The organism is Amycolatopsis sp. A133 (assembly GCF_031082405.1).
Lineage (GTDB): Bacteria > Actinomycetota > Actinomycetes > Mycobacteriales > Pseudonocardiaceae > Amycolatopsis.
Window position 1 is genome coordinate 374,040 of record NZ_JAVHJU010000067.1, and the last position, 13,440, is coordinate 387,479.

The window sequence follows — 13,440 nt, forward strand, 5'->3', positions numbered from 1 at the left end:
CCTCGGCATGTCGTGAGTGGTAAGGCGGGTTCTAACCCGCCTTACCACTCACGACAAGCCGCGGCAGACTGCTTAGCCGCGCGAGACCCGGGTCATCTCCTCGCGCTCCACCACCTTGATCCGCGCCCGGCCCGCCGCCGAACCCAGCGCCTTCTCGTGTGCGTCGAGCCGGCCCCAGCCCTCCCAGTTCGTGACCGGGATGCCGCGCGTCGCCAGGAAGTCCAGGATCGCGTCCGGCGACGCGTACTTCGGTGCCGCCAGGGTGTCCGCGTCCGCCAGGAGGCTCGCGATCGTCTCCGCCGCGTCGCCCTTCGTGTGGCCGATCAGGCCGACCGGGCCACGCTTGATCCAGCCCGTCACGTACACGCCCGGCAGCTGGTTCTCGTCCAGGTCGAGCACGCGGCCCGCCTGGTTCGGCACCACGCCGGCCGCGTGGTCGAACGGCAGCTCCGGCAGGTGCGAGGACAGGTAGCCGACCGCGCGGTACACCGCCTGGACGTCCCAGTCGTGAAGTGCAGGTGCAGCCGCCGCTGCCGGGTGCCCGGCTCGCGGATCGCCCACTCCTGCAGCGTCTTCACCACCATGTCGACCTGCTTTGACGCGCGCAGCGCCGCGATGCTGCCGTCGTCGAACTCGATGTCCTCGGGGTACACGATGACCTCGACGTTCGGCGAGTGGTCCAGCTCCCGCAGCTCCAGCGGCGTGAACTTCGCTTGCGCCGGCCCGCGGCGGCCGAACACGTGCACGTCGGTCACCGGGCTGGCCTTGAGCCCCTGGTGGACGTTGTCCGGGATGTCCGTGGTCAGCAGCTCGTCGGCCGTCTTCGCCAGGATCCGCGCGACGTCCAGTGCGACGTTCCCCACGCCCAGCACCGCGACCGAAGACGCGGTCAGCGGCCAGGTGCGCGGCACGTCCGGGTGGCCGTCGTACCAGGACACGAAGTCGGCGGCGCCGTAGCTGCCGTCGAGGTCGATGCCCGGGATGTCGAGCGCGCGGTCGGCGGACGCGCCGGTGGAGAAGATCACCGCGTCGTAGAACTCGCGCAGCTCGTCGAGCTTGATGTCGGTGCCGTAGTCGATGTTGCCCAGCAGCCGGATGTTCGGCTTCGAGAGCACCTTCTCCAGCGCCGTCACGATGCCCTTGATGCGCGGGTGGTCGGGCGCGACGCCGTACCGGATCAGGCCGAAGGGCGCCGGCATCCGCTCGAACAGGTCGATGGAGACGTCGGCGTCGGACTTGTCCAGGATGTCGGCGGCGTAGATCCCGGCGGGACCGGCGCCCACCACGGCTACACGAAGAGATCGGCTCACCCGACCCACGGTAAGTTAGGATCACCTAACCTAAAATGTGATTTGGCGTACGGTCCACCAGGTGGGAGCCGGTAAGCTCGGCGCCATGCGCGTTCTCGTCGTCGACAACTACGACAGCTTCGTCTACAACCTGGTCCAGTACCTGGCCCAGCTCGGCGCCGACTGCACGGTCTGGCGCAACGACGTCGTGGACCTCGACCGCGTGCCGGAGTTCGACGCCGTGCTCGTTTCTCCCGGCCCCGGCACCCCCGAACGCGCCGGTCAGAGCATGGACGTCATCCGCAAGTGCGCCGAGACGCGCACGCCGATGCTCGGCGTCTGCCTCGGCCACCAGGCGCTCGGCGTCGTCTACGGCGCGACCGTCGACCGCGCCCCCGAACTGCTCCACGGCAAGACGAGCCAGGTGCGCCACACCGGCGCCGGCATCCTCCAGGACCTGCCCGGGGAGTTCACGGCCACGCGGTACCACTCCCTGACCGTGGTGCCCGACACGATCTCCGACACCGTCTTCGAGATCACCGGGCGCACCGAGTCCGGCATCGTGATGGGCATGCGCCACCGCGAGCTGCCGCTGGAGGGCGTCCAGTTCCACCCGGAGTCCGTGCTCACCGAAGGCGGCCACCGGATGCTCGCGAACTGGCTGGCCGCCGCGGGCCACCCCGTCGACCCGGTGCGGGTCGACGAACTCGAGCGGGCGACCAAGGCGCTCCAGAAGGCCGCTGTTGCGTGATCCGGCTCGAGGGGGTCGGCAAGCGGTACGGGCGCGGTGACTTCGTCCTCCACGACGTCGACCTGACCGTCGAGCCCGGGCACGTCGTCGGCATCCTCGGCAGCAACGGCTCCGGGAAGTCGACGCTGCTGCGGATCATGGCCGGCGTCTCACACGCGACCACCGGCACCGTCGGCGGCACCCCGCGGATCGGCTACCTGCCGGACCGGTTCCCGGCCGGCCAGCGCATGGGCGCCCGCGCCTACCTGCGGCACATGGCCCGCATCCACGGCCTCGCCGACCTCTCGGTGATCGACCCGCTGCTCGAACGCCTCGCCCTCGTCGGCGGTCCGGCGGCCCCGCTGCGCACCCTGTCCAAGGGCAACGCGCAGAAGGTGGGGCTCGCACAGGCCGTCATGGTCCGGCCCGACCTGCTGATCCTCGACGAGCCGTGGTCCGGGCTGGACGTCGGGACGCACGCGATCCTCGGCGAGCTCGTCGCCGAGACGCGGGCGCGCGGCGCGAGCGTCGTGTTCACCGACCACCGGCCCCAGGTGGTGCACGACCACGCCGACGTCGTCCACCGGATGGACGGCGGACGGCTCACGACAGAAAGCGCGGAGCCGACCACGCGGATCGTGCTGCGCGGCGGCGGCACCGGCTGGACGGACGAGCCCGGCGTCCGCCACGCCGTCACCGAGGGCCCCCACGTGGTGCTCACGGTCGAGGTCGGCCGCGTCGACGCGGTGCTGCTGCGGGCGCTCGAAGACGGCTGGTCGGTGCGGGAGGTGGCGCCGTGCTCGCCCTGACGCGGTACTACCTCGCGCTGCTCGGCCATTCACAGCGGTACCTGCCGGCTCTGCTGGCCTACCTCGCGCTGTGCGTGATCCTCTACGCCGACCCGCACTCGCCGCCGCTGCCGCTGTTCGGCGTCAGCGCCGGCGGGTTGCTGGTCGTCTCGTGCTGGCTGACGATCGCGCTGCTCGACATCGAAGACCCGGTGCAGCGCCTGGTCACCTTGAGCCACGCACGCCAATGGCGCCGGATGATCACCGGCGCGATCCTCACCGTGCTGGCGTGCTCGCTGGTCCTCACCGCGATCACCGAGGGGTGGTCGGCGCTGAAGTCGTTGCGGATCCAGCCGTCGGCGCTCGGCATCGGGTTCCTCGCCCACCTCGCGTGCGCGGTGCTGGGCATCGCGATCGCGCTCCCGTGCTCCCGGCTGCTGGTCCACCGCATCGGCTGGACGGTCCTCGCGGCGGTGATCACCCTGGTCGTGGTGTTGCTTGCGAAGATCCCGCTGGTCCACCCCCTGCTCCACGCCCTGACCGACGAGGAACCCGTCGGCGGCCCGCTGGTCGTGGCGCTCGTGACGGCGGTGGCGATGCTGGCCGCGAGCTTCTTCGTCGTTTCGGAACTCGTGCGCCGGCGCTCCTGACTGCAAATTGCAGAATTCAATTTCCCTCACGGGCTTCCAGCGGGAGCACGCGGCCGACTAAGGTTCGGGGCCTCTCCGGTTCTGGGTGGAAGGAGATCGGGTGACGGCTGGGATCGTCGCGATCACCGTGCCAAACTCCGACGGCGAGCTTCCGGAGCTCGCCGCCTGGCTGCGCGGCGAAGATGAACTCCGTGGCCGCGTCCAGGTCTTCGATGCCGTTGTGGTCGGGGTTTCGAGCAACTCCGCCGGCGTCTTCTGCCGCTCGCTCTTCGCCTGGCTGACGCGGGGCCGCGAAGCCCGCGTCTCGCTGAAGGTCAAACGCTCCGGTGCCGCCGAAGAACTCGAGCTCGACTTCGGGGCCGCCAGCGACGCCGAGCAGGTTCTCGGGGCCGTCCGGGAATTCCTCGACCAGTCCTGACCCGCAAAAAAAGGCCCGCACGGCGAACCGTGCGGGCCTTCGTCGTGTGCAGCGGGATCAGGGGCTGCCGCCGCCGGAGGTCTTCGTTGTTGTCGGGAACAAGCTTTCCGCAACGGTGACGGTGACCTGCTGGTCCTTGTCGATCTGGCTGCCCGCCTTGGGGTTCTGGCCGGTGACCGTGCCGTCCGGCTGCCCGCTGGTCCGGTCCGGTCGCTGGCTCAGGTTCCCGGACCAGCCCATGCTCTGCAGCTTCTGCTGCGCCTCTTCGAAGGTCATGCCGACCAGGCTCGGCATCTGGATCTGGGTCGGCTGAGTCTGGTCGGGGCCGGTCGACACGGTGAGCGTGATCGTCTCGCCGATCCCCAGCTGACCACCGTTCGGGTTCTGGGTGACGACCGAATCCTTCGGCACCGTCTCCGACGCCACCTCGGCCTTCTTCGTCTTCCAGCCCGCGCCCTCCAGCGCCGCCTTGGCCTGGGAGTACGGCTTGCCGGTGAAGTCGGGGACCGTCTTGAGCTGCTTGGACTTGCCCACCGTGATCTTCACGCTGCTGCCCTGGGAAGCCTCGGACCCCGGGGAGGGGGTCTGGTTCTGCACCAGGCCGGCCTGGTTCGGGTCGGTGACCTCGGTCTCGTCGACGGCCGGGTCCAGGGTCAGCTTCGCCTCGGTCAGCGCCTGCTCGGCCTGATCACGCGTCTTGCCCTTGAGGTCCGGCACGCTGGCCTTGCCCGGGGCGACGCCGACGTACAGCGCGATCTTCGTGTTGGTCGCGACGGAGACGCCGACCGACGGGTCGATCTTGATGACCTTGTTGATGTCGTCCTGGCCGCACTCCGGGTTGCCGTCGGTCGGCTGCACCCCGCAGGTGACCTGCTTCGTCTCGATCGTGCCGTCGAAACCCTTGCTCTTCAACGTCTCCCGGGCCTGGGGCACCGTCTGGTGCAGCACGTCCGGGATCGCCACCGTGGTCGCGTCGTTGCTCTTGAACGAGCCCGACAGCCACATGATCAGCAGCACCGCGCCCAGCACGAACAACGCGGCGACCGCGGCCAGGATCGTGCGGCGACGGCGCTTGGCCTTCGGGTCTTCGTCGTCCGGCTCGCTGTACTCGTCGTAGCGCTGCGGCTGCCGCCGGTCGGCGTTCATCACCTGCGTGCGCTCGTCTTCGGACATCACCATCGGCGCCACCGGGCGCTGGCCCGAGAGGGTGCGCACCAGGTCCGAGCGCATCTCCGCCGCCGACTGGTAGCGGTTCGCCGGGCCCTTGGCCAGCGCCTTCAGTACGACCGCGTCCAGTTCCGGCGCCACCGCCGGGTTCACCGACGACGGCGGGTTCGGGTCCTCGCGGACGTGCTGGTAGGCCACCGCGACCGGGGAGTCGCCGGTGAACGGCGGCTCGCCGGTGATCAGTTCGTACAGCACGCAACCGGCGGCGTAGACGTCGGAACGCGCGTCGACCGACTCGCCGCGGGCCTGCTCCGGCGAGAGGTACTGCGCCGTGCCGATCACGGCGGCCGTCTGGGTCATGGCGGACTGGCCGTCGTGCATCGCGCGCGCGATGCCGAAGTCCATCACCTTGACCGCGCCGTTCTTCGTGATCATCACGTTGGCCGGCTTGACGTCGCGGTGCACGATGCCGTGGCGGTGCGAGAAGTCCAGGGCCGCGCAGACGTCGGCCATGACCTCCATCGCCCGCTTCTGCGACATCGGACCCTCGGTCTTGACGATGTCGCGCAGCGTCCGGCCTTCGACGTACTCCATGACGATGTACGGCAGCGGACCGAACTCGGTGTTCGCCTCACCGGTGTCGTAGACCGCGACGATCGCCGGGTGGTTCAGCGCGGCGGCGTTCTGCGCCTCGCGGCGGAAGCGCTCCTGGAACTGCGGGTCCCTGGCGAGGTCGGCACGGAGGATCTTGATCGCGACTTCCCGGCCGAGACGCACGTCGTGGCCGTGATGGACCTCGGACATGCCTCCGTAGCCGAGCGTATCGCCCAGCTCGTACCGGTTGGAGAGCAGTCTGGGTGTGCTCATCTCTGGGTGCCGTTCCATTCCGTCCAGGGTGTGGTCATGATGCCTTGCCGGCCATCGTCGGTCGTGCCCGGAGTGCTCGCCGCACCGGCGCCCGTGGCCGTCGGTTCCGCCGGTCTGCCCGGGAACACCTGGCTCTGCGTCTGGCCCGGGTGCGATGGCGAGCCGTTGCCGCCCAGCATTTTCGCCACCAGCACGATGCCCGCGACCAGGACAACGAGCAGGATCGCCGCGAGAAGTGCCCACCAGCCCCACTGCGTCTTCCGCCGGGGGGCCGGCAGCATGACCTGCCGCATGGCGGGCCGCGACGGCGGCCCGATGACGGGCATCGGGTTCATCGCGGGGGACGGCGGGCCGACCGGCATCGGCTGCTGCGGCGGGGGGAACTGCTGCTGCGGCACCGGCATCGAGGGCGGTGGCTGCTGCTGTTGCGGTTGCTGGGGTTGCTGCCCCGTCGCGTACGCGGCGTTGACCAGCCCGGACGGCGTCGGCAGCGGCTGCCCGGCGCGGACCGCGGCGACGGCGGCCGCGAACTCGCCACCGTTGTTGTAGCGCTGCCGCGGATCCTTGATCAGGGTCGCCTCGATCACCGCGCGCGCCGCGGGCGGCACGTCCGGTGGCAGCGGCGGCGGGACGTCGCGGATGTGCATCATCGCGACCGTCACGGCGTTCTCGGACAGGAACGGCCGGTGCCCGGCGAGGCATTCGTAACCGCACACCGCCAGCGAGTAGACGTCGGACGCCGGCTCCGCCGGTTGCCCGAGCGCCTGCTCCGGCGCGATGTAGTGCGCTGTGCCCATGACCATCCCGGACCGGGTGACCGGGGCCGCGTCGGCCGCCTTCGCCACGCCGAAGTCGGTGATCTTCACCTGGCCCGCCGACGTCACCAGGATGTTGCCCGGCTTGACGTCGCGGTGGACCAGGCCGTGGGAGTGCGCGGCCTGCAGCGCGTTGCCCGCCTGCTCGAGCATGTCGAGCGTGAACTCCGCCGACAGCCGCCCGTGCTTGGCCAGCAACCCGGCCAGCGGGTCGCCGTCGACGAGCTCCATCACCAGGTACGCGATCGGCAGATCACCGTCGAAGATGGTCTCGCCGTAGTCGTGCACCGCGGCGATGCCGGGGTGGTTCAGGGACGCCGTCATCCGCGCTTCGGTGCGGAAGCGGTGGAGGAACTCGGCGTCGCCGGAGAGTTCGGCCTTGAGGATCTTGACGGCCACGGTCCGGTCGAGCCGGGTGTCGCTGGCCTGCCAGACCTCGCCCATCCCGCCGACGGCGATCCGGCTCGTCAGCTTGTAGCGGTCGGCCAGCAGCTGACCGGAGGACAGCATGCGCTATCCACCCCCGAGCTTCGCGTTGATGGCCGCACGGCCGATTTCCGCCGCGACCGAGCCGCCGGTGGCCGCGAGCCCCCGGTTGCCGCCGTCCTCGACGATCACGGCGACCGCGATCTGCGGGTTGTCGGCGGGGGCGAAGGCGGTGTACCAGGCGTGCGGGGCGGTGTTCTTGGAGTCCGTGCCGTGCTCGGCGGTGCCGGTCTTCGACGCGATCTGGATGTCCGCGCGCTTGCCGCCGCCCTTGGTGAAGCCCTCGGAAGCGATCATCATGTCCTTGAGGATCGCGGCGTTCGACGACGACAGCGCCGCGGTGCCGGTGAGCTCGCTGGGGCTGTAGTCCTCGATCGTCGACAGGTCGGGTGCCAGCACCGACTGCACCAGCTGCGGCTTCATCGCCATCCCGCCGTTGGCCACGGTGGCCGCGAGGAGGCAGTCCTGCAGCGGCGTCAGCCGGACGTCGCGCTGGCCGATGCCGCTCTGGAAGAGCGCCCCCTGCGAGTCGAGCGGGCCGACCGTCGACGGGGCGACCTTCATCGGCACGGTCAGGTCGGTCTGCCCGATGCCGAAGTTCGCCGCCGTCTTCTTCATCTTGTCGGCGCCCAGCTGGCCGGCGAACTGCGCGAACGGCACGTTGCAGGAGTGCGCGAGCGCGTCCTTGAACGTGGTGCCGGGACAGCCCTGGCCCGCGTAGTTCTCCAGCGTGACGCTCGTGCCGGGGAGCTTGGTGTTCGGTGCCGGGTCGATCGGCGTGTCCGGGCCCTTGCCGTCTTCGAGCGCGGCCGCCGCGGTGACCAGCTTGAACGTCGACCCCGGCGGGTAGGTCTCCGAGATCGCCCGGTTCAGCATGGGCTTCTTCGGGTCCTTGTTGTTCGCGTTCCAGGCGTCCGTCTGCGCCTTCGACGTGTGCGAAGCGAGCTGGTTCGGGTCGTACGACGGCGTCGAGACCATCGCCAGGATCCGCCCGGTGCTCGGCTCCATCGCGACGACGGCGCCGGTGTAGCCCTTCTGCGTCATCAGGTCGTACGCGGCCTTCTGCACGGCCGGGTCGATGGTCAGCCGGACGTTGCCGCCGCTGGGGTCCCGGCCGGTGACCATGTCCGACAGCCGCCGCACGAACAGCCGCGGGTCGGAGCCGTTGAGGACGTCGTCCTCGGCGCGCTCCAGGCCGCCCGCGCCGTAGTTGATCGAGTAGTAGCCGGTGACCGGCGCGTACATCGGGCCGTCGGCGTAGGTCCGGATGTACTTGTACTTGTCGTTCGACGGGTTGATGCTGGCCAGCACCTCGCCGTTGGCCTGCGACACGATCTTGCCGCGCTGGCGGGCGAACTCCTCGTAGAGCACGCGGGCGTTGCGCGAGTCGGTGCGGTAGTCGTCGGCCTTCACCACCTGGATGTAGGTGGCGTTGCCGAGCAGCAGGACGATCATCACGAGCATCGCCATGCCGACCTTGCGGAGCGGGGTGTTCACGCCTGCGCACCCCCGTCCGCCGGCGGGCGCTGCACGAGCACGGTGTGCGCTTCCGCGATCGGGGCCTGCGGCTGCTGCTGCGGCTTCGGGCGGGAGGCGGGCTTGCGGGCCGCGTCGGAGATGCGGAGCAGCAGCGCGACCAGGATGTAGTTCGCGAGCAGCGACGAACCACCCTTGGACAGGAACGGGGCGGTGATACCGGTCTCCGGGATGAGTTTCGTGACCCCGCCGACGACGACGAAGATCTGCATGACCATGGTGAACGCGAGCCCGCCGCCCAGCAGTTTGCCGAACGTGTCGCGCACGGCCAGCGCGCTGCGCATGCCGCGCATGGCGACCAGCAAGTACAGCATCAGCACCGCGGCCAGCCCGATGAAACCGAGCTCTTCGCCGATCGACGCGGTGATGAAGTCGGTGTTGGCCTCGGGCACCATGTCCGGCCGCCCGGCGCCGAGCCCGGTGCCGCCGACGCCACCGGTGCCGAGCCCGAACAGGCCCTGCGCGAGCTGGTAACCGCCGCCGGCCTGGTCGTAGGTGGCCAGCGGGTCCAGCCAGTTCGCCACGCGCTGCTGGACGTGCGTGAAGAGGTTGTAGGCGATGACGCAGCCGACGGCGAAGAAGCTGAGGCCCAGGACGACCCAGATGACCCGCTCGGTCGCGACGTACAGCATCACCAGGATGACGCTGAAGAACAGCAGTGACGTGCCGAGGTCCTTCTCGAACACCAGGATGCCGATGCAGACGAACGCGGCGATGAGGATCGGGCCGAGGTCGCGGGCGCGCGGGAGCTCCACGCCGACGAGCTTCTTGCCCGCCACCATGAACAGGTCCCGTTTCGACACCAGGAACGAGGCGAAGAAGATCATCAGCAGGATCTTCGCGAACTCGCCCGGCTGGATCGAGAAGAACGGCAGCTTCAGCCACACCTTGGCGCCGTTGACCTCGGACAGGCTCGACGGCAGCAGCGCGGGCAGCGCCAGTGCGACGATCCCGACCAGGCCCGCGGTGTAGCCGTAGCGGGTCAGCGTGCGGTGGTCGTTGACCACGACGAGCACGACGACGAAGAACACCAGCGAGATGACGGTGAACAGCACCTGCGCGGTGACCGCGGGTGTGTAGTCCTTGCCCTGCTGCGTGGCCCGCTCGGCCAGGGCCAGGTCGATCCGGTGGATCATCACCAGCCCGATGCCGTTCAGCAGCGCGACGCAGGGGAGCAGCACGGGATCGGCGTACGGCGCCCACTTGCGGACGGCCAGGTGCGCGCCGGTCAGCACGCCGAGGTAGGCCAGGCCGAGCCAGATGATCGACGTGGTGAGTTCCTGCTCCTGGTTCGCTTCCACCAGGACCAGCGCGATGGTGACGATGAACGCCGCGAACCCCAGCAGCACCAGCTCGGTGTTGCGGCGGGTCGGGACCTCGCGCGGCGGGTTCGTCTGGAACTGCGCGGCGAGCGGTTCGGCGGCGCGCGCCGCGGCGGGCTGGCTCATCAGTTACCGCCTCCGTTCGTCGGTGCCGTCGAACTCGGCGTCGAGCAGTCCCTCCCCGCTGGCTGGTTCACCGACGACGGAGCAGTGGAGCCGGCCGGAGCCGACGGAGTCGTCGTCGGCGTGACCGGAGGGGTCGGCGTCGGGGACGGCTGACCGCCCGTCGGCGCGCAGTTGTTCAGGCGCTTGCGCAGCTGCAGGAAGTCGTCGATGTACTTCCGGGCTTCGTCGAGGTTGTCCTTCTTGACGCCGTTCTGCACCGCCAGCCGCGCGTCCTCCTGGAGCTGGGTGACGCGCAGCTTGTCCGTGCACACCTGGCTGGGCGGGCAGGAACCCTGCTCGTAGGAGTGCAGGTCGATGCCGAGAATGCTGCCGGGGACGCCGCGGTAGATCACGACCTCCCCGTCCGCTCCCTCGCCGACATAGTACTGACTCAGCACGAAGTAGCGGGTGGCGATGGCGGCCGCGGCGAGCACCACGAGGACCACCAGCGCGCCGGCCAGCCAGCGGAACCGCTTCCGGCGCCGGGCTTTCGGGTCTTCCTGGGGCTGCGGCAGTTCCGTGCGCGGCGGCGGGGGCGGCTGGGTGAGCGCCCTGGCCCGCGCCGCGGGCGAGTCGCCCTGGTGCCGTTCGTCGCTGCCGTCCCCGGCGGCGCCGCCCACGATGGGCGCGTCCTCGCCGAAGTCGACGTCGACCACGTCGGCGATGATCACCGTGACGTTGTCGGTGCCGCCGCCCTTGAGCGCCAGCTCGATCATCCGGTCCGCGCACTGCTGCGGGTCCGGGATCTGCACGGCCTCGGCCAGCGTCTCGTCGCTGACCATGCCGGAGAGGCCGTCCGAGCAGATCAGGTAGCGGTCGCCGGCGCGGGCTTCGCGCACGGTCAGGCTCGGCTCGACCTCGTGCCCGGTCAGCGCCTTCAGCAGCAGCGACCGCTGCGGGTGCACCGCCGCCTCTTCGGGCGTGATCCGGCCCTGTTCGAGGAGTTCGTTGACGAAGCTGTCGTCCCGGGTGATCTGCGCGAACTGGCCGCTGCGCAGCAGGTAGGCCCGCGAGTCGCCGACGTGCACCAGCCCCAGCCGGGTGCCGGCGAACAGGACGGCGGTGAGCGTGGTGCCCATGCCGTCCAGGTCCGGGTCCTGCGAGACGAGCTCGGCGATCGCGGCGTTGCCGTTGGCCACCGCCTCGCGCAGCTGGGCGAGCAGGTCGTCACCCGGCTCGTCGTCGTCGAGCGGGGCGAGGGACGCGATGACGACCTTGCTGGCGACTTCGCCTGCCGCGTGCCCACCCATGCCGTCGGCGAGCGCGAGCAGGCGAGGGCCGGCGTACACGGAGTCCTGGTTGCTCGAACGCACCAGGCCCCGGTCGCTGCGGGCTGCGTAGCGGAGGACGAGAGTCATGGGCGAAGCTCGATCACCGTCTTGCCGATCCGGATGGGGACTCCGAGCGGGACCCGGAGGGGTGCAGTGACCTTAGCCCGGTCGAGGTAGGTCCCGTTCGTCGAGCCCAGATCTTCCACGTACCAGTCCTCACCGCGCTGGGCGATCCGCGCGTGCCGGGTCGATGCGTAGTCGTCGTCGAGCACCAGCGTCGAGTCGTCGGCGCGGCCGATCAGGATCGGCCTGCCGTCCAGCGCGATGCGCGTCCCGGCGAGCGCGCCGTGGGTCACCAGCAGCTGCTGCGGCGACTTGCTGTTGCGCGGCTTCTTCTCTTTCTTGCGCCCGAAGGTCGGCACCTGGACGCGCATGCCCGAAGCCGCGTAGAGGTCCGAGCGCACGACTCGGAGCGCAGCGAACACGAAGAGCCAGAGCAGCACGAGGAAGCCCACCCTGGTGAGTTGTACGACCAGCTCTGGCACTTGGTGTGTCCGCTCCCGACTCTTCCGCGCAGCCGCGACGCGGGTACGCCGCGGTCCCCCCGCACGTCAATTCTGCGGGAACAGTATTCCGGGTCCCGAGTCAGCCCTGTGTACGGAACACGAGGGACGAATGACCCACCCGGATGACGTCGCCGTCGGCGAGCTGCCAGGTCTGGACCGGGGTGCCGTTCACGGTCGTGCCGTTGGTCGAGCCGATGTCGGCGAGCGTCGCGCTCTGGCCGTCCCAGGTGATCTCCAGGTGGCGGCGCGAAACCCCGGTGTCCGGCAGGCGGAAGTCGGCGTCCTGGCCGCGCCCCACGACGTTCCCGCCCTGCTTCAGCGAGTACGTCCGGTTCGAGCCGTCGTCCAGCTGCAGGCTCGCCGCGAGCTGGCGGCCCGCCGCCGGGGGCTGGCCGTAGCCGCCCTGCTGGCCGTACGGGTCCGCGGCCGGCTGGCCGTACGCCTGCTGCTGGCCGTACTGGTCGTAGCCGGCCTGCTGCTGGCCGCCGTACTGGTCGTACCCCGGCTGCTGGTAGCCCTGGTCGTAGCCGCCCTGGGGCTGGGCGTAGCCGCCTTGGTCGTAGCCGCCGCCTTGAGGCTGGGCGTAGCCGCCTTGGTCGTAGCCGCCGCCCTGGGGCTGGGCGTAGCCCTGGTCGTAGCCGCCGCCCTGCGGGGGTGGCTGCTGGTAGCCGCCCTGTTCGTACCCGCCGCCCTGCGGCTGGCCGTACTGGTCGTAACCACCACCCGGCTGCTGGGCGCCGTACTGGTCGTATCCACCCTGCTGGCCGTAACCCTGGTCGTACCCGGGCTGCTGGCCACCCTGCTGTCCGTAGCCGTACTGGCCCTGCTGGCCGTACGGGTCACCCTGGTCGTATTGGCCGTAGCCGGGGGGCTGGCTCATTGCTGGGTCTCCTGCGTTGCTGGGTCGTGCCGACCGCGGTGAACCGGCGCCTGAGGGGCGGGCGTCGGGATCGACGGACGAACGGGTCTTGAACTGTCCAGTATGCAGCGCCTCGTTGCGCTCGAGTGATACGACGACGTCACCATAGGTGTCCAGGCCTTCGGCGGCGAGGTGTTCCGCCACCGCCTCGGCCAGCACCTGGGTGACGCGTTGTTCGTCACCGGCCATGCGCTCGTGGTCAGCTGCCCCCAGGGACACGATGTAGTGATTCGGGGCGAGCTGCCGACCGCCTGCCAGCTCACGAACGTTCTCCTCACTCTCCCGCTCCAGGGCGATCGCCACTTCCTGCGTGACGACATTGCCACCGAACATGCGCGCGAAAGTGTTCCCCACCAGGTTCTCGAGTCGCCTGTCGAATCGTTCGGCGCGGCCCACCGGGGAAAACCTCCTCACACGTGTGCTTCCGCACCGATCCTATCCGGGTGAGCCA

General features: G+C 70.0%; 11 protein-coding genes and 1 pseudogene. 4 read left to right on the forward strand and 8 right to left on the reverse strand.

Going from position 1 to position 13,440, the window contains the following annotated elements:
• Positions 1-72: 72 nt before the first annotated feature.
• A pseudogene (locus Q5425_RS40800) lies at positions 73-1,283 on the reverse strand (FAD-dependent oxidoreductase).
• A gap of 112 nt (positions 1,284-1,395) precedes the next feature.
• Here Q5425_RS40800 and Q5425_RS40805 point away from each other — a divergent pair.
• The 4 genes from Q5425_RS40805 (at position 1,396) to Q5425_RS40820 (ending at position 3,875) form a co-directional block, all read left to right on the forward strand.
• Positions 1,396-2,040: an aminodeoxychorismate/anthranilate synthase component II gene (locus Q5425_RS40805; protein WP_308677914.1), complete on the forward strand. Its 645-nt coding sequence runs from the start codon at positions 1,396-1,398 to the stop codon at positions 2,038-2,040.
• Positions 2,037-2,828 (forward strand): ABC transporter ATP-binding protein, encoded by a 792-nt coding sequence (locus Q5425_RS40810; protein ID WP_308677764.1) that lies wholly within the window; start codon positions 2,037-2,039, stop codon positions 2,826-2,828. Before Q5425_RS40805 ends, Q5425_RS40810 begins: the two co-directional genes overlap by 4 nt.
• Positions 2,816-3,457 carry a hypothetical protein gene (locus Q5425_RS40815; protein WP_308677765.1) on the forward strand — a complete coding sequence of 214 codons (642 nt, stop codon included), beginning with the start codon at positions 2,816-2,818 and terminating at the stop codon, positions 3,455-3,457. The genes Q5425_RS40810 and Q5425_RS40815 overlap by 13 nt, the downstream gene beginning before the upstream one ends.
• Before the next feature lie 100 nt (positions 3,458-3,557).
• Positions 3,558-3,875 (forward strand): effector-associated constant component EACC1, encoded by a 318-nt coding sequence (locus Q5425_RS40820; protein ID WP_308677766.1) that lies wholly within the window; start codon positions 3,558-3,560, stop codon positions 3,873-3,875.
• A 57-nt stretch (positions 3,876-3,932) separates the two neighbouring features.
• Here Q5425_RS40820 and pknB read toward each other — a convergent pair whose 3' ends face one another.
• From pknB to Q5425_RS40855, 7 genes are all read right to left on the reverse strand, one after another.
• Positions 3,933-5,909 (reverse strand): Stk1 family PASTA domain-containing Ser/Thr kinase, encoded by a 1,977-nt coding sequence (pknB, locus tag Q5425_RS40825; protein ID WP_308677767.1) that lies wholly within the window; start codon positions 5,907-5,909, stop codon positions 3,933-3,935.
• A complete protein-coding gene (locus Q5425_RS40830) occupies positions 5,906-7,234 on the reverse strand; it encodes a serine/threonine-protein kinase (RefSeq protein WP_308677768.1) in 1,329 nt (442 codons plus the stop codon). The genes pknB and Q5425_RS40830 overlap by 4 nt, the downstream gene beginning before the upstream one ends.
• Before the next feature lie 3 nt (positions 7,235-7,237).
• Positions 7,238-8,707, reverse strand: coding sequence for a penicillin-binding transpeptidase domain-containing protein (locus tag Q5425_RS40835; RefSeq protein WP_308677769.1), 1,470 nt, complete (start codon positions 8,705-8,707; stop codon positions 7,238-7,240).
• Positions 8,704-10,194, reverse strand: coding sequence for an FtsW/RodA/SpoVE family cell cycle protein (locus tag Q5425_RS40840; RefSeq protein WP_308677770.1), 1,491 nt, complete (start codon positions 10,192-10,194; stop codon positions 8,704-8,706). Before Q5425_RS40840 ends, Q5425_RS40835 begins: the two co-directional genes overlap by 4 nt.
• Complete coding sequence (locus tag Q5425_RS40845; protein ID WP_308677771.1) at positions 10,194-11,591, reverse strand: protein phosphatase 2C domain-containing protein; 1,398 nt, start codon at positions 11,589-11,591, stop codon at positions 10,194-10,196. Before Q5425_RS40845 ends, Q5425_RS40840 begins: the two co-directional genes overlap by 1 nt.
• The gene (locus Q5425_RS40850) at positions 11,588-12,049 is read right to left on the reverse strand and encodes an FHA domain-containing protein (protein ID WP_003079002.1); all 462 of its coding nucleotides are present in this window, start codon (positions 12,047-12,049) and stop codon (positions 11,588-11,590) included. The genes Q5425_RS40845 and Q5425_RS40850 overlap by 4 nt, the downstream gene beginning before the upstream one ends.
• Before the next feature lie 100 nt (positions 12,050-12,149).
• The gene (locus Q5425_RS40855) at positions 12,150-13,385 is read right to left on the reverse strand and encodes a DUF3662 and FHA domain-containing protein (RefSeq protein WP_308677772.1); all 1,236 of its coding nucleotides are present in this window, start codon (positions 13,383-13,385) and stop codon (positions 12,150-12,152) included.
• Positions 13,386-13,440 lie beyond the last annotated feature (55 nt).